This is a genomic window from Rhodobium orientis, from assembly GCF_003258835.1.
In the GTDB taxonomy this organism is placed as follows: Bacteria; Pseudomonadota; Alphaproteobacteria; order Rhizobiales; family Rhodobiaceae; genus Rhodobium; species Rhodobium orientis.
Genome location: NZ_NPEV01000002.1, coordinates 146088 through 161542 on the forward strand (window position 1 = coordinate 146088; position 15455 = coordinate 161542).

Annotated in this window: 12 protein-coding genes; 6 read left to right on the plus strand and 6 right to left on the minus strand. The window is 66.2% G+C overall.

The features are described from left to right. Positions 1–49: 49 nt before the first annotated feature. From CH339_RS02010 to CH339_RS02020, 3 genes are all read right to left on the minus strand, one after another. On the minus strand, positions 50–568 hold the full coding sequence (locus CH339_RS02010; RefSeq protein WP_111432605.1) for a GlcG/HbpS family heme-binding protein: 519 nt from the start codon (positions 566–568) through the stop codon (positions 50–52). 197 nt (positions 569–765) lie between these two features. Continuing rightward, entirely contained in the window at positions 766–1074 is a 309-nt protein-coding gene (locus CH339_RS02015) for a hypothetical protein (protein WP_111432606.1), read from the minus strand. Between the two features lie 241 nt (positions 1075–1315). After that, positions 1316–2032 (minus strand): ZIP family metal transporter, encoded by a 717-nt coding sequence (locus CH339_RS02020; RefSeq protein WP_111432607.1) that lies wholly within the window; start codon positions 2030–2032, stop codon positions 1316–1318. A 420-nt stretch (positions 2033–2452) separates the two neighbouring features. On the opposite strand from CH339_RS02020, the gene CH339_RS02025 reads away from it, so the two are divergent. Both CH339_RS02025 and CH339_RS02030 read left to right on the plus strand, forming a co-directional pair. Beyond that, entirely contained in the window at positions 2453–4342 is a 1890-nt protein-coding gene (locus tag CH339_RS02025; RefSeq protein ID WP_111432608.1) for a PhoX family protein, read from the plus strand. Between the two features lie 92 nt (positions 4343–4434). Beyond that, positions 4435–4758 carry a rubredoxin gene (locus CH339_RS02030; RefSeq protein ID WP_170138363.1) on the plus strand — a complete coding sequence of 108 codons (324 nt, stop codon included), beginning with the start codon at positions 4435–4437 and terminating at the stop codon, positions 4756–4758. Positions 4759–5136: 378 nt separating this feature from the next. On the opposite strand, the gene CH339_RS02035 is transcribed toward CH339_RS02030, so the two are convergent. Continuing rightward, positions 5137–7527, minus strand: coding sequence for a methyl-accepting chemotaxis protein (locus CH339_RS02035; RefSeq protein WP_111432609.1), 2391 nt, complete (start codon positions 7525–7527; stop codon positions 5137–5139). A gap of 341 nt (positions 7528–7868) precedes the next feature. On the opposite strand from CH339_RS02035, the gene CH339_RS02040 reads away from it, so the two are divergent. Then, positions 7869–9860, plus strand: a complete 1992-nt coding sequence (locus tag CH339_RS02040) for a C1 family peptidase (RefSeq protein WP_170138364.1) — start codon at positions 7869–7871, stop codon at positions 9858–9860. A gap of 20 nt (positions 9861–9880) precedes the next feature. On the opposite strand, the gene CH339_RS02045 is transcribed toward CH339_RS02040, so the two are convergent. Both CH339_RS02045 and CH339_RS02050 read right to left on the minus strand, forming a co-directional pair. Continuing rightward, the gene (locus CH339_RS02045) at positions 9881–11179 is read right to left on the minus strand and encodes an NAD(P)/FAD-dependent oxidoreductase (protein WP_244668927.1); all 1299 of its coding nucleotides are present in this window, start codon (positions 11177–11179) and stop codon (positions 9881–9883) included. After that, positions 11176–11877 (minus strand): HAD-IA family hydrolase, encoded by a 702-nt coding sequence (locus CH339_RS02050; protein WP_111432612.1) that lies wholly within the window; start codon positions 11875–11877, stop codon positions 11176–11178. Before CH339_RS02050 ends, CH339_RS02045 begins: the two co-directional genes overlap by 4 nt. Before the next feature lie 99 nt (positions 11878–11976). Between CH339_RS02050 and CH339_RS02055 the strand changes: the two genes are divergently transcribed. From CH339_RS02055 to CH339_RS02065, 3 genes are all read left to right on the plus strand, one after another. Next, positions 11977–12915: a LysR family transcriptional regulator gene (locus tag CH339_RS02055; RefSeq protein WP_111432613.1), complete on the plus strand. Its 939-nt coding sequence runs from the start codon at positions 11977–11979 to the stop codon at positions 12913–12915. Next, positions 12912–13820 (plus strand): LysR substrate-binding domain-containing protein, encoded by a 909-nt coding sequence (locus tag CH339_RS02060; RefSeq protein WP_111432614.1) that lies wholly within the window; start codon positions 12912–12914, stop codon positions 13818–13820. Before CH339_RS02055 ends, CH339_RS02060 begins: the two co-directional genes overlap by 4 nt. A 95-nt stretch (positions 13821–13915) precedes the next feature. Beyond that, entirely contained in the window at positions 13916–15445 is a 1530-nt protein-coding gene (locus CH339_RS02065) for an FAD-dependent oxidoreductase (RefSeq protein ID WP_111432615.1), read from the plus strand. Positions 15446–15455 lie beyond the last annotated feature (10 nt).

Here is a 15455-nt window from a genome sequence, read left to right on the forward strand (position 1 = left end):
GCAGGGTTTTGGCGGTTGTCGAAACCCTGCCGGTCAATGCCCGTCCGACTCAAAAAGCGATTCTATCCGCGATCGCGGCGATGCCGGCCTTGCCGCAGCCCTCGTCGGCCTCGCCGTTGGGCGCTCCGGAAACGCCGACGGCACCGAGCATGCTGCCGTCGCCGTCGCGGATCATCACCCCGCCGCCGAGCGGCAGCGCCATCGTGACGTTGCGCACGGCCCAGGAGGTACCGGATTCCGTCGTTTTGGCCAGTTCCAGCGTGTCGGTACGGAAGCTGACGGCGGTCCAGGCCTTGCGGAACGAGGTGTCGGGCGTGTGCGGGCCGGCGAAGCGGTCGCGCAGGGAAACCTGTTGGTTGCCGCCGCGGTCGACGACGCTGACCGCGACCTGGTAGCCCGCCTCCCGGCAATGGGCGAGCGCGGCCTCAGCCAGATCGAGCGCGGTCTCCAGCGTCAGCGATTTGTGGCTGACGGTCGCTTCGTCCCCGGCATTGTCCTGGGCTGTGGCAGGCAGCGCGACGCCGGCAGCAACGAGCGCCGCCGTAGCGGCCGCGATGAATCGGTTCATGGCATTTCCCCCTGTTGGATCGCAGCCGCTTCTTGCGTACGGCCTTTGCGGGCAGCGCACAGGCGCCCCCGTTCGGTCAGCCTAGACCGTCCGGGCAATTACATGCAAGAAAGAGAATGCGTTTCGGGGGATGACAACATCAGGGCCGGCAATCCGGGCGGATCGCCGGCAGGGATTTTCAGGAGCGCGGGATGCGGCTATTCCCGCTCGACGACCCGGGCGCCGGGATAGTGGTCGATCCAGCGCTCCAGGGAATCCGTCAGCGCATCGACGTCGCGTTGGAACTCGGTATGCAGCGGCGACCATTCGTCCGAATGGTGCTCGATGGCGTGGTCCATCCGCTCCATCAGTTCGCGGTGCTGCGCCTCAAGGGCCGCCAGCTCGCCGCTCGCCGACACCTTGTCGACGGCCGCACCGCTCTCGATCTTCTGGCGGGCCGCCTGCATATCGCGCTCCACGCCTTCCATATGCCGTTTCAGGTTTTCCAGGTAGCTGACGCGCGTCATGGGTTACTCCCCTTCGTCTTGAACGTTTTCCCGCCGGGCGGTTCGGCCGTTTTGCGAAAAAGGGGTATCCCTTCTTCCGGCTCCTTTGCAGCAACGGGACCAACCGTCTCCGGTTCCCGGTGCCGGCCCGCAATGCTGCGTCCGCCCTCCCTAATAGATAGGGGGAATTTGGCGCAAATCTCATGCCGCCATTGGTCGCAATCCGTGGTTGGACCGACCTTCGCCGACAGGGCGGCGCAGGTCAATGCACCATCAGATGGCCGATCAGCCCGACCAGATAGCCGCCAACGGCGCCGAGCGAGGGCGCCCAGCGCTGCTCAAGGTGGGCCTGGACGGCGATGTCCTGGAAGATCAGGTAGAGGATGCCGCCGCCCGCAAACAGCATGACGAAGCCGGTGAGCTCCGGCAGGCTGGTGAGATAGACGTGGCCGAGGATGGCGGCCACGGGTCCGACCAGCGCCACCGCGGCGAACGCCCTGAGGATGGTCTTGGGCGACTTGCCGCTGCCGGCGACGACTTCGCGATAGGCATTGAAGCCCTCCGGCAGATTCTGCAGGCCGATCAATGCGGCGAGCAGCGGCCCCGTGGGGTCGCCGCTGGCGAACAGCGCGCCGAGGGCGAGCGCCTCGGGCAGGAAATCGGAGACCATGGCGACGAGTTGCGCCTTGGAGCCGCCGCCATTGCCGGAGATCATCCGGTCGAGCCAGAAAAAGCCGAGCCCGCCCGCCGCGAACGCCGCCACCGAGGCGGCCGCCGGCAGCTTGTCGATCCCCTCCGGCACCAGCACGAAAGAAATCGCGGCGAGCAGCACGCCGCCGCCGAAGGCGATGACGGTGTGCCGGAACTCCTCCTCCAGCCAGTTCGGCCGGATGCGCTCGACGACGGCGAGCCAGGCGCCGAGCGGGATCATCGCGCCGGCAAGGGTGGTGCAGAGAATCGCAAGGTGAAGCTGGGTCATGGCGGCAAGGATAGCCCAGGACGGACAGCGATTGGACCGGCGTCGGCGGGGCCAGGTTGGAGGCCGCAGGCTGTCCTCTTGCCCCAACCCATGTTGCGTCCAAGCCGGTACTGACCCTTGCGCTTTTTTGCTACGCCGGCACTACCCAATTTCAATGTATGCAATGTCTTGCGGGAATTAGATAATTGAAAATCAGTGACTTGAGAGATTTTTCGGCCATTCGGAATTATTTTCATTCCAATGTCATGAAACCTTTGAATGCGCCATTTAGGAGACATCCACAGAGCGTTCACCCGCATCGGGCGGCCAAAGCCCCGGGGGACGGTGCCAAGCGGCATCGGTCCGGCACGGGCTGCCGTGCGCGGTCGGGACGTGCCTTCGGTCACATGACGGAACACGACCTTCAACAGGAGCTGAGGAATGTCTTCCACCAACGACAACAAGCCGACCTTCGACGAGTTCGACGAGATCAACAACCCGCGGCCCGATGCGTGCGATTTCGACCGCATCGTCGACACTGCCATCTCCCGCCGCGGCCTGATGACCGGCGTCATGGCCTTCGGCAGCTTCGCCGCGCTCGGCTCGCTGGTGCCGGCCGGCGCCCGCGCCGCCTCCGACCGCTTCGCCTTTTCCCAGATCCCCACCAATACCGAAGACGCGATCACGGTGCCGGAGGGCTACAAGGCCGAGGTGCTGGTGCGCTGGGGCGATCCGCTGTGGTCCGACGTCGCCGACTTCGACCACGCCACCCGCGGCAGCGCCGAGACCCAGGCCCGCGCCTTCGGCGACAACACCGACGGCATGCAGACCTATTCGATCGACGGCCGCACCATCCTCGTCGTCAACAACGAGTACACCAACACCGACATCATCTGGGGCAACCGCGAGGGCGGCAAGGCCGAGACCGACGACGACATCGCCAAGGGCATGATGGCCCACGGTATCTCGATCGTCGAAATCGCGCCGAAGGACGGCATTTGGGGCATCGTCAAGGACAGCCCGTACAATCGCCGCATCACGCCGAAGAGCGAAATGTCCTTCTCCGGCCCGGCCGCCGGCCATGACCTCCTGAAGACCGACGCCGATCCCACTGGTACGACCTCGCTCGGCACCTGGAACAACTGCGGCTCGGGCCCGACCCCGTGGGGCACGTATCTCACCTGCGAGGAGAACTTCAACGGCTACTTCTCGGCCTCCGCCGAAGGCTGGGAGCCGACCCCGGAACTGAAGCGCTATGGCATCTCGGCCGCCGACTGGGGCTATGGCTGGGCCAGGATCGACGAGCGCTACGACGTCTCCAAGCATCCGAACGAGCCGAACCGCGCCGGCTACGTCGTCGAGATCGACCCCCGCGATCCGAATTCCACGCCGAAGAAGCGCACCGCCCTCGGCCGCTTCAAGCACGAGAACGCCGAATGCGTCGTCAACAATGACGGCCGCATCGTCATCTATCTCGGCGACGACGAGCGCGGCGAGTTCGCCTACCGCTACGTCTCCAACGGTGTCTTTGCGCCGGGCGCCGACACCGATGCTCTGCTCGACGACGGCACGCTCTATGTGGCGGTCTTCAGCGACGACGGCACCGGCAAGTGGGTGGCGCTGACGCCGGAGACCACCGGCATGGCGAGCCAGGCGGAGGTCTGCATCCATACCCGCCAGGCCGCCTCCAAGGTCGGAGCCACCACCATGGACCGTCCGGAGTGGATCTCGGCCAACCCGAACGCCCCGGAAGTCTACATGGCGCTGACCAACAACAAGAACCGCGGCGTCAAGCCGAATGCCGGCGGCGACGAGACGCCGGTCGGCGGCCCGAACCCGCGCGAGGCCAACAATTACGGCCAGATCGTGCGCTGGCGCCCGGACAATGGCGACCACACCGCCGAGGGCTTCAAGTGGGACCTGTTCGTCCTCGCCGGTAATCCGACGGTCCATTCCGACGCCTATGGCGGCTCGGACAACGTCACCAGGGACAACATGTTCAACTCGCCGGACGGCCTGCAGTTCGATTCGAACGGCGTGCTGTGGATCCAGACCGACGGCAACTACTCCAACGCCAAGGATTTTGACGGCCAGGGCAACAACCAGATGCTGGCCGGCGATCCGGTGACCGGAGAAATCCGCCGCTTCCTGGTCGGCCCCAAGGAATGCGAGGTCACCGGCCTCACCTGGACCCCGGACCGCCGCACCATGCTGGTCGGCATCCAGCACCCCGGTGAGCGCGGCGACAGCCACTGGCCGGAGGGCGGCGATGCCGTTCCGCGTTCGGCCATCATCGCCGTGACCCGCGAGGACGGCGGCCTGATCGGCTGATTTTTTTCAAAGGATTGCCGGCGGCGGGACCCGTCTTGCCGCCGGCCCGCTATCCGGCCGGTTCAAGGGTGGCCGACAGTAAGAGGGGAGCCATGCTTCAGGGACTGACACGCCGGCACTTTCTGGCCGGCCTGGCGGCGTTTTTCGCCGCTGTCGCCGGCAGTCGGCGATCACGCGCGAGCGCGCCGACGAAGACCGTTCGGCTGCAGAAATGGCGCTGCACCAACCAGGACTGCGATCCCTACATCTACGATCCGTCCCTCGGCGACATCAACATCATCGACGAAGCCAACCCGATCCCGCCCGGCGTTGCCTTCGAGGACCTGCCCGACGACTGGATCTGCCACGTCTGCGGCGATCCCAAGAGCCACTTCATCGCGCTCAATGAATGGGTCGAGGTCGAGGTGCCCGCCTGAAGGCAGGGGCTTGCGCACCAAGCGTCGCAAGGAGAGATTTTTCTCAGGAGAAGTTGCCGTCGTTGCGAATGAGCGTAGCGAGTGCGGCAATCCAGTGCGACTTGCACCGAGCCGGCGGCCCCTGGATCGCCGCGTCGCCTGCGGCTCCTCGCGATGACGACCGTATTTCGTCCCGCGCGCGGCGCTTGAGCGCCAGAAGCTCACGCCCTCGACGCGTCAGGCGTCGCAAGCGCGACCGCGCGCCGGCGCCATGCGCCGTCAAGCCTCGCGTGGCGCCTGAACGCAAGAGACTCAAGCCGCCGCCAGGCGTCGCAAGCGCGACCGCGCGTCGGCGCCCATGCGCCGTCAAGCCTCGCGTGGCGCCTGAACGCAAGAGACTCAAGCCGCCGCGACGCCGTCGAGGAAGCGGTCGACGGCGGTTTTCAGCCGTTCGGCCTGCTGGTCGACCTCGCTAGAGGCGGCCAGCACCTGGTTGGCGGATTCGTTGGTCTTGGTCGTTGCCGAGGACACCTCGTCGAGGCTCTGCGACACCGTGCGGGTGCCGTCCGCGGCCTGCTGGGCGTTGCGCGAGATCTCGCTCGTCGCCGAGCCCTGCTCCTCGACGGCCGAGGCGATCGAGGCGGTGTAGGTGTTGACGTCGACCATGGTCTCGGAGATCTGCGTGATCGCTTCGACGGCCTCGGTGGTGGACGCCTGGATGCCGGCGATCTGCTCGGAGATTTCCTGGGTCGCTTTGGCGGTCTGGGTGGCGAGCGCCTTGACCTCGGAGGCGACGACGGCAAAGCCGCGGCCCTGTTCGCCGGCATGGGCCGCCTCGATGGTGGCGTTGAGGGCGAGGAGGTTGGTCTGTTCGGCGATCTCGGAGATCAGGTTGACGACCTCGCCGATCTTCTGGGAGGCCTCCGACAGGGAGCGGATCTTCTCTGAGGTCGCCGCCGCATTGTTGGTGGCGGTCTGGACGATGCCGGTGGTGGTCGACACCTGACGGGCGATTTCGGCGATCGAGGCGGTAAGCTCTTCGGCCGCCGCGGCGACGGTCTGCACATTCTGGGAGGCGTCCTGGGAAGACATCGTCGCCGAGGATGCCTGGCGCGACGTCGATTCCGCGACGCCGTTGAGGGTTTCGGCCGAGCGCTGCATCTGGTCGGCGTTGACCGCGACGGAGGCGAGCACCTCCTGCATCTCGACGCGGAAGTCGGCGATCAGTCGGTCGACCGCCTGCTGGCGCTGCTCGCCGGCAAGGTGGTTCTGGTGCTGCTCCGCCGACAGGCGGCGGTTTTCCACCGCGTTTTCCCGGAACGTGCCGATCGCCCGCATGAGTTGGCCGACCTCGTCCTTGCGGCCGTCATTGCCGACCTCGACGTCGAGATCGCCTTCCGCGACCCGGCGCGTCACCGCGGTGAGCGACGACACCGGCCGTCCGATCAAGAGCCACAGGGCGCCCATCAGCGCGGCGGTAAAGACCAGCGCAAAGAGCGCGACCGCACCGATCAGCGTGCTCGCGTTGCCGGCGGTCTCCGTCGCACCGACGGCATTGCGGTTGGCGAGCCGGGCGATCATGGTCGAGACGATCTCTTCCTGCTCGTCGGCCTTTTCAAGGGCCGCATCGAGCTTCTGGCGAGAGGCGGTAAGGGCGGCAAGCGAGGCTTCGAAGGAGTCCGTGACCGGGCCGACATCGACCTTGGTCATCGCCTTGATGGCGCCGCCAAGGCCTTTCAAAAGGCCGAGCGTGTTGTCGAGCGCCTCGCGGTGCGCCTCGGTCGGCTCCGCCCGGAACGCCCAGACGCCACTGCTGGCCGTCAATGCGGCATTGGCGAAGGTCTCGCCCACATGGGCGCGGGACATCGCGCCGCGGGCCTCCTGGTCGATCGTTGCCATCTCGGCGCGGGTCTGGTCGACGAAGGCGAAATAGGCAAGCCGCAACTTTTCCGTATCGCCGGAGATGACGCCGAGCGCGGCGCGCGCGCGCCTGCGGGCCTCGAGCCGGACGGAAAAGCCGCTTGCACCTTCAAGTGATTCCATCTGATCGGCGAGGGTTGTCTCGGCTTTGGTGACGCTGGCCTTCAATGCGGCCGCGGCCGCGTCGGCCTCCGGCGACACCGAAGCCCCGTAAAGGGTCGCTGCCTTTTCCTTCAGGATCTTGAAATCCGCTTCCGCCGCTTCGCGGTCGGCGGCCTTGTTGGTCTGGAAGAAAGCCGAATAGGTGAGGAGCGTCTTCAGCGCGGCTTCCGTCGCCTCGCTGGCGACGATGGCCAGCGACTGGGTCCGGTCGACCACCGCGCGCTGGCTGGCCTGGCGGTTCCGGAGCTCCGTTTCCATCTGCTTGGCGTCGGTCTTGATCTTGGTGCCGGTATCGCGCAGCGCCGCTGCCGATTGCGTCATTTCCTCCGAATTGTTCTCGATTTCGTGCACGGCGCTGACGAGCGCTGCAAACGATCCGGCGAAGCTATCGAGGGCGGCGAGCGCCGTATCGACTTCCGCATCGCCCGACGAGGTCTCCCTCAACCCGCCCCTCACGCCGTCCAAGGTCGCCGTCACCTTCTTGGCGATCGCGTCGTCGGGGTGAGAGATGAACTGCGCCTTCAGCCGGCTGACCGTGTCCATGCCGGCAAGCGCATTGGTCAGTCCGCGACCGGCATAGACCGAGCCGCCCAGCGAGCTGACGCTGTAGATGCCGGCAGCGGCGATGATGACCGTCAGAAGGATCGTCGCTGCGGCACCGAGCGCGAGCTTTGTCTTGATCGACATGTTGCGGAAGATAAGAAGCATTTTCAGGCCCCGTACAAAAATATGCCTCCACTTTTAAGTATCCGAAGTTAAGAAAGTCTGAAAGTTCGGAGTCATCGTGACCGCTTGTCTGGTTCTTGTGCCTGAATTCAAATAATACGAAAGGGGTCCGTTTCGATACTTTCTTGCGACGTGATTTACGCCGTAGTTATAAGCTTCTTTTGGCGGCGTCGGGACGGTCGGATCCGGGCGCGAAGTCGATGCGCCGTCTTCAATATTTCGTGCAGGGGCGCTGCAGCGCGTGGTCGGACGGCCGCGAAAGATGTACTCTTGGTTGTGAAACTCCCCCGCCGAAAAAGGGGGAGAACGCCCGGGAGGAGACCATGCAGGACAATAACGAACCGATGCCGCCGGTGGCCCTGGCGAGGCCTGCTGGCCAGAAAGCGCGGACCCTGGCGGAGGACGGCCGCACCCTGTCGCCGACCATGGGAGACCGGGTCGTCGACGTGAAGCCCGATCCGCCGGACCTGCGTGACCGGTTTTACGTGCCCGCACTTATCGACCTGAAGTTGAAGCTCGATCCGCCCAAGCGCGTCGAGGTCCTCGACCAGGGCCAGGAAGGGGCCTGCACCGGCTTCGGCCTTGCTGCCGTTATCAATCACCTCAACGGCTTTCGGCGCCAGGCCGGTGGCGAATACCTGCCGCGCCGGGTCAGCCCGCGCATGCTCTACGAGATGGCAAAGCTCCACGACGAGTGGGAGGGCGAGGCCTATTCCGGTTCAAGCATTCGCGGCGCGCTGAAGGGCTTCTTCCACAACGGCGTCTGCGGCGAGGACCTGGCCCCGTACCATCCCGGCGCGACCAGTTGGACGCTGACCAAGCAGCAGGCCGAGGCCGCGCGCCATGTCGGTCTTGGCGCCTATTTCCGGCTGCACCCGGAAATCATCGACTACCACGTCGCGCTCAACGAGGTCCGGGCGATCTATTGTTCGGCCCGCGTCCATCGCGGCTGGGAAAAACCCCGGGACGGCCGGATCGTGCCCTCGGCGCTTCAGACCGGCGGCCATGCCTTCGCGATCGTCGGCTATGACGCGGAAGGCTTCCTGATCCAGAATTCCTGGGGCGACGACTGGGGCGGCTTCGAAGGCCGGCCGGGCATTGCCCACTGGTCCTATCGGGATTGGGCCGCCAATGTCATGGACGCCTGGGTGTTGCGACTTTCCGTGCCGACGCCAAAGGCCTTCGACCTCGTCAAGGCCGCTGTCGCCCGCGAGGCCGGTGTCGGCGGCAGCGGCAAGGCGTCGCCGCCGAAGCGCTGCGAGATCGTCGGCCATTTCGCCAATATCGACGATGCGGCGCTGGTCGAGACGGGCCGCTACGCGACGCCCCTGGAGAGCCTGACGGAAACGGCGGAGTTTCTTGCCCGACAGGGGGCGCAGACCACCGCGGCAAGGCGCACTTACGACCATATCCTGTTCTACGCCCATGGCGGGCTCAACACCCAGGACGATTCCGCCCGGCGCATCCACGCCATGAAGGAGGTGTTCAAGCGCAACCGGATCTACCCCATCCATTTTATGTGGGGCACCGGCTTTACCGACGAGTTGCTCGACGCCCTTGCCGGCGCCTACCGGACCTCTGCCGAACGCGTCGGCTCGTTCGAGGAGTTCAGGGACCGGCTGTTCGAAAAGCTCGCTCGCCCCATCGGCCGCGCCGTCTGGCGCCAGATGAAGGAGGACGCCCGCCGCAGCTTCCTGCCGGGCGGCGGCGGCTACCAGGTGATGCAGCTCTTCCTCGGCATGAATGCGGACCTGAAAAAGCCGTTCGGCATCCACCTCGTCGGCCACAGCGCCGGTTCGATCCTGCACGGCCACCTGCTCGACGCGATCCCGTCCATGAAGATCAAGGGCCCGCCGGTCGCCAGCCTCAGCCTGATGGCGCCGGCCTGTACCACCGAGCTGTTCGACAACCTGATCAGGCCGCGCATCGGCAAGACGTCCAAGGCCGATCATGTAAAGAAGGCGACTGTCTATCGCCTGATTGACAGCCGCGAGGAGGACGACACGGTCGGCCCGCTCTATGGCCGCTCGCTGCTCTATCTGGTCTCCAGCGCCTTTGAGGACATCGTCCGTCCGTCGATGGAGGTCCCCGCCGGCCAGCCACTCCTCGGCATGGAGATCTTTGCCGGTGGCACCGGGCAGGTATCGAACCTCGACGAGGTCTATGCCGGCCGCCAGAAGAAGGCGAGCGATGCCAGGACCCATGGCGGCTTCGACAACGACCGGGCGACCATGAACCATCTCCTGAAGACGGTTCTCGGCAAGGCCTTCGACCAGTCCAACGGCTTCCAGCCGCACGAGATGGAGGGGTATTAGGGCGACGCGCGAGGCCGGATCTATAGCCCGGCGGCGTCCATCAGCTCGTAGGAAAACGTCACGGCGCGAACGCCGATGGATCGGAACGCGTAGAACGGGACCGCCAGCAGGGAGGCTCGGGCGATCAAGGCAAGCTCGTGCGGTCGTCCGGTCATGAGTTGCGCGACCTGGTCTCCCACATAGCCGGACATGGCAACGCCCGCCCCGTTGAAGCCGGCGGCGTAGCCGATCCGGTCGGAGAGCATGCCCGCCATCGGCAGCCCGTCCATGGAGAGCGCCACATATCCCGACCAGCGATAGTCGACGGCGACGTCGCCGAGCATCGGGAAGATCGTTCGCATCGCCTGTTCCAGCCGGCGGAGGGCGGCGGGCGACTCCACATGCCCGAGCGCGCCGCGGCCGCCGAAGATGATCCGTCCGTCGACCTTGCGGAACCAGCGCATCATGCGCCGGGTCTCGGTATAGCTGCGCTCGTGCGTCAGCAGGCGGGCGTTGAGGTCAACGGGAAGCTTTGCCGTTGCAACGATGGAGCTTCGGAACGGCACCAGGCTGTGCGCCAGCCGGCGGGTTGCGCCGGTCAATGAAGAATAGGCGTTGGTGGCGACGAAGGCCTGGCCGGCCAAGACTTCGCCGCCGGGGATACGCAGCCGGACGCCCGCGCCCGTCTCGGAAATGTCGGTGACCGGCGTGCGGGAATAAATGTCGATGCCGCGCGCCCGCGCTGCCGCCCAGAGCCCCTGGAGATAGGCGAGGGGTTGAAGGGCACCGGCGCGGTCTTGAAGGATACCACCGACGAAGCCGTCGCAGCCCGTTTCTTCGACAACGGCCCCGCGATCCAGCACATGGAGTCCGGTCTCGCCGAGGGTTTTCTCCAACCACTCGGCCTCCTCGCGGGCGTGGTCGAAGGCGGCCTCGGTGTGTGCGCATTTCAACGCGCCGACGCGCCGGAACCCGGCCTCTTGGAGGTCGAACCGCTCGATGGTGGCGATCAGGTGGTCGACGCTGGCATTGGCGATGCCGTGCATGCGCCGGGCGGTGTCCAGCCCGTGGGATTTGGCAAGCTCTGCAAAGCCGCGCCGGAACTTCGCCGAGACCACGCCGCCATTGCGCCCGCTGCCGCCGAGCCCGACCGGGCCGGCCTCGAAGATCGCGACACTGAGGCCGGCATCGGCGAAGGCGTGGGCTGCATGAAGTCCGGTAAAGCCGCCGCCGACAACCGCGACGTCGCAGGAGATGTTTCCCTGCGGCGCGGGAGTGTCCTCTGCCGCCGGCGCCATCTCGCGCCAGAGCGACTTCGGTGGCGACGGCAGGTCCATCATGGCGCTCCGAAGATCGTGTCGGCCAGAGCCCCGAGGCTCGGCAGCCTGAGGTCCGGTTCGGTGAACGCCTTCGGCTCCGGCGAGGCGCCGTAGCCCGGCTGGTCGTGGCGGCGCTCGATCCAGCACACGGTATAGCCGAGCTCGCGGGCAACGCCGATGTCGTGGTGCTGGCTCTGGGCGACGTGCAGGATCTCGTCCCGGGAATAACCGAAGGCCGACTGGCGGCCCCGGTTGTAGTCGAAGAAACGCGGATCCGGCTTGGCGCATAGCGTCTCGTCGCAGGTCACCGCGTCGTTGAACGGCAGGCCGAGCCGGTGATTGTAGGCGCTGTAGGCGGTGCGGTCCGCATTGGTCATGGCAACCAGGCGGAACCGGGTGCGGAGGCGGGCAAGCGCTTCGGCGGAATCGTCAAAGGCCGGCCATTCCAGTACCGAAAGCTGGAAATCCCGCGCCGCCTGGGGCGTCGCCGGAAGGCCGAGTTCCCTGGCGATATGCAGATAGACTTCAACGAACGCCTCGCTGGAACGCCCGTAATTGAGGTCCCGGCCGGCCATGTACGGCCCGAAGATGTCGTCATCGGAAAGCCCGGCGGCCGCCGTGCCCCCGATGCGGCGCACGGCGTCGAGGACGCCCTTTTCAAAATCGATGCAGGTGCCGACGATGTCGAAGGTCAGCACTTTGAAACGGGCGAAATCCATGTGCAGCTCGCTTGTCTGTGGCTTGGGTCCGCCAAGGTTGTTGCAGGAAACGGGCGTTCGGCAATTGTCAAAAATATTTGGGTATCATAACCTCACCTTATGACAACGCTCCGCCGCAGACTGCCGTCGCCGGGATCCCTCTTCGTCTTCGAAGCCGCGGCGCGCTGCGAGAATTTCACCCATGCGGCGGCCGAACTGAACGTCACCCAGCCGGCGGTCAGCCGCGCCCTGGCGATGCTTGAGGCGCATATCGGCGCCCAGCTCTTCCAGCGCGGCAGGCCCGGCGTTCGGCTGACGGAAGACGGAAAACGCCTGAAAACGGCCGTCCAGAGCGCCTTTGCCGAAGTCGAAGAGGCCCTGCACGAGATCGAGGAACGGCGCACCGGCAAGTCGCAGGTGACGATATCGGTCTCCACCGCCTTCACCAATCACTGGCTGATGCCCCGGATCACCCGGTTCCAGACTGCGTTCCCCGATGTCGACCTGCGCTTCCAGCTCATCCCCGGACCGGTCACTGGTGGCCTCGGCGATGTCGATATCGCCATGCGCTACGGCGCCCCTGGCGAGATCCCCGGCCGTTTTATCATGCAGGAGGCTTATGTCCCGGTCTGTGCGCCCGGCTATCTGCAGACGATGCGCGGCGGCAGCGCCGCGCTGATCCTGCTGGAGGGCGATGCGCCGGACAGGCTGGCGTCTGTGGAGACACGCTCGCTTGGGACGCCCCACGCACGTCTCACCTTTTCCGACTATTCCGTCGTCGTGCAGGCCGCCCTCGTCGGCCAGGGCATCGCCGCCGGCTGGCTCAACATCGTTTCGCACTGGATGGGCGAGGGGCGCCTGGTGCCGGCAAGCCGGACGCTCAAGGTGCCGGGCCGCGAATGCCGGCTGCAGATCCGTGATGAGGGTCCGCGCTCCGAAGTGGTATCGGCGGTCGCCGACTGGCTGCTGGAAGAAATGCAATCCGACCTCGCGACGATCGACGCCAGCCATCCCGAACTCGGCCTCGGCGCGATCCTTACCCCCGGAGCGGCGGCATGACCGTGAACCCCGCGATCTACGAAGCCTTCCAGGTCATCATGCGCTCCGGCACGGTGTCGGGCGCTGCGGAAATCCTGGGGCGCAGCCAGCCGGCCGTCAGCCGGATGATCGACAAGCTCGAACAGAGCCTCGGCGTCAAGCTGTTCGAGCGCCGCCGGGGCCGGGTGGTGCCGACCCACGCTGCCCATCTGCTGCTCGACGAGGTCGAAAAGCTCTTCGTGTCGCTCGCCTCCCTCGACGATTTCGGCCGCCGCCTGGAGGAGGGCCTGGAGCAGGGCGTCGGCATCGCCTGCCTGCCCGCATTGGGCCTCGATTTCATGCCCGAGGTCATCGCCCGCTTCTGCCGCGAGCGGCCGCAGGCGCGCGTCGCCCTCAATGTGCGCATGTCCGTCAGCGTGGAGAAATGGGTGGCGACCCAGCAGGTCGACTTCGGCCTTGCCGAAACGCCGTTCCTCCTGTCCGGTTTCCGGACGCGGATTTTCGCCGACACCGTCTATGTGGCGGCGATCCCCGCCGGCCATCCCCTGGCCGGCGAAGAGGTTCTGCGTCCGGAGCACCTGCGGGATCACAGGCTGGTCGGATGGGCCGTGACGGTGTCCGCGCGGCGGACCTTCGACGACATCATGCAAGGGGCGGGGATCGCCCCGCGCCAGGTCATCGAGAGCACCATGTCGGCGCCGATCTGCAACATGGTCAAGCGCGGCCTCGGCGTCGCCATCGTCGATCCGTTCACCGCCTGGGCGTACCGCGATCCGGGCCTCGTCTACCGCCCCTTCCGGCCGCACCTTCCCTGCCGGATCGCGCTGTTGCAGCCGGAAACGCGGGGCCCGAGTTCGCTGGCGACCGAGCTGATCGGCCAGGCCGAAATCCTGCGCGACGAGGTGCTGGCCACGGTCCTCGAATAATCGATAAATGCGGATCCTTTCATTATGCGTCCTGCGCATATTGAAAGGAGTATTTTGCATTTTGAATCCGGTTGGAGGCCGTTTTTCATATTCCAATGAAAAGGGCCGCCAACCGTGCTGAGGAACAGGAGACCTATGACGTCGTCGTGATCGGCGGCGGCGTCAACGGTACTGCGGCGTTGCGCGAGCTGACCAGAGCCGGCTACCGCACGTTGCTGGCCGAGGTCGACGACTTCGCGTCCGGCGCCAGCGGCCGTTCCTCGCGGATGCTGCATTGCGGCCTGCGCTATTTCGAGACCGAGCATCCGGTCTGGGACATCATTCGCCATCCTCTGCGTTTTGCTCGTGCCGCCGACATGGCCCGCCAGGCGATGCTGGCGCGGACCGAACTCGCCGGGGACGAGACGGTCGCAACCCGCGCCATCGAACTCTCCTTCCCGGTCTGGGACGACGGGCCCTATCCGCGCTGGCAGCTCGATCTCGGCATCCGGCTCCTGGGGCTGCTCGGGCCGAGCGATCCGCCGCTCGACCGGCGCGTGCGCAACGCCGAGGAGGCCCGCCACCATCCGATCGGCAAGCATTTGCGCGACCAGGACACCCTGCGCGGCATGGTCAGCGTGCGCGAGTACCTGTTCGGCGCGCCGGAGCGGCTGTGCGTCGACAACGCCGTCGACGCCGAGGCTCATGGCGCCGACATCTGCCTTCAGACCCGCGCCGAAATCCGCGAACGCGATGCCGTAAGCCTCTGGCGTGTCGCCCTGGAAGATGTGGAGACCGGAGACTTCCGGGAAGTGCGGGCGCGCACCGTCCTTAACATGGCCGGCACCTGGGCCGACGACGTCGGCACCTTCGGCAAGCGGCTCGTGCGCGGCACCAAGGGCGCACACATCATCCTCCGCCTGCCGGCGGGCTATGCCAACCGGGGCATCGCCACCCTGCACCGGCGCGGCTATCCGTTCTACGGCCTGCCGCTCGGCGACGACCGCTATTATTTCGGCCCGACCGAAACCCTCTTCGACGGCGATGCCCACGACATCCGGGTCGAGGCGGAGGACCTTGAGTTCCTCATCGGCGAGACCAACCACCTGCTTCCCGGACTGAACCTCACGCGCGCCGACATCGAGCAATGCTGGGCCGGCGTGCGACCGCTCACCCACGACCCCGACCGCCCGATGGGCGCAAGGGAGCGCACGGTGCACGACCTTGCCGACAAGGGCTTCGACAACGTTCTGGCGATGACCGCAGGGCCGGTCATGAGCCATCGCAGCGCCGGCCGCGAAATGCTTGCAAGGGTTCGCTCCAAAATCGGGAGTCCCCAGCGTGCCGCCGTTCGCACCCCGCAGGGACCTGGAGACAACCAGGCCGATGCGGAGGTGCGGGCGGTGACGAAAGAACATGCCCACGACCTGCACGGCGTCCTGGTGCAGCGCACCGGCGCCGTTTGGGAAGGGCTCCTCGGTCCGGAGCGGGTCGGCCGCACGGCCGAAAAGCTGGCGCCCTTGTTCGGCTGGGACGCCGGGCGTACACAACGTGAGGTTACCGCCTTTCTCGCTCGCCAGGAGCGGGAATTCGGCCCGCCGGACGGGGCCGACACCACACTGCGAACTGCCGGATCAGATCGATAACGACACCACC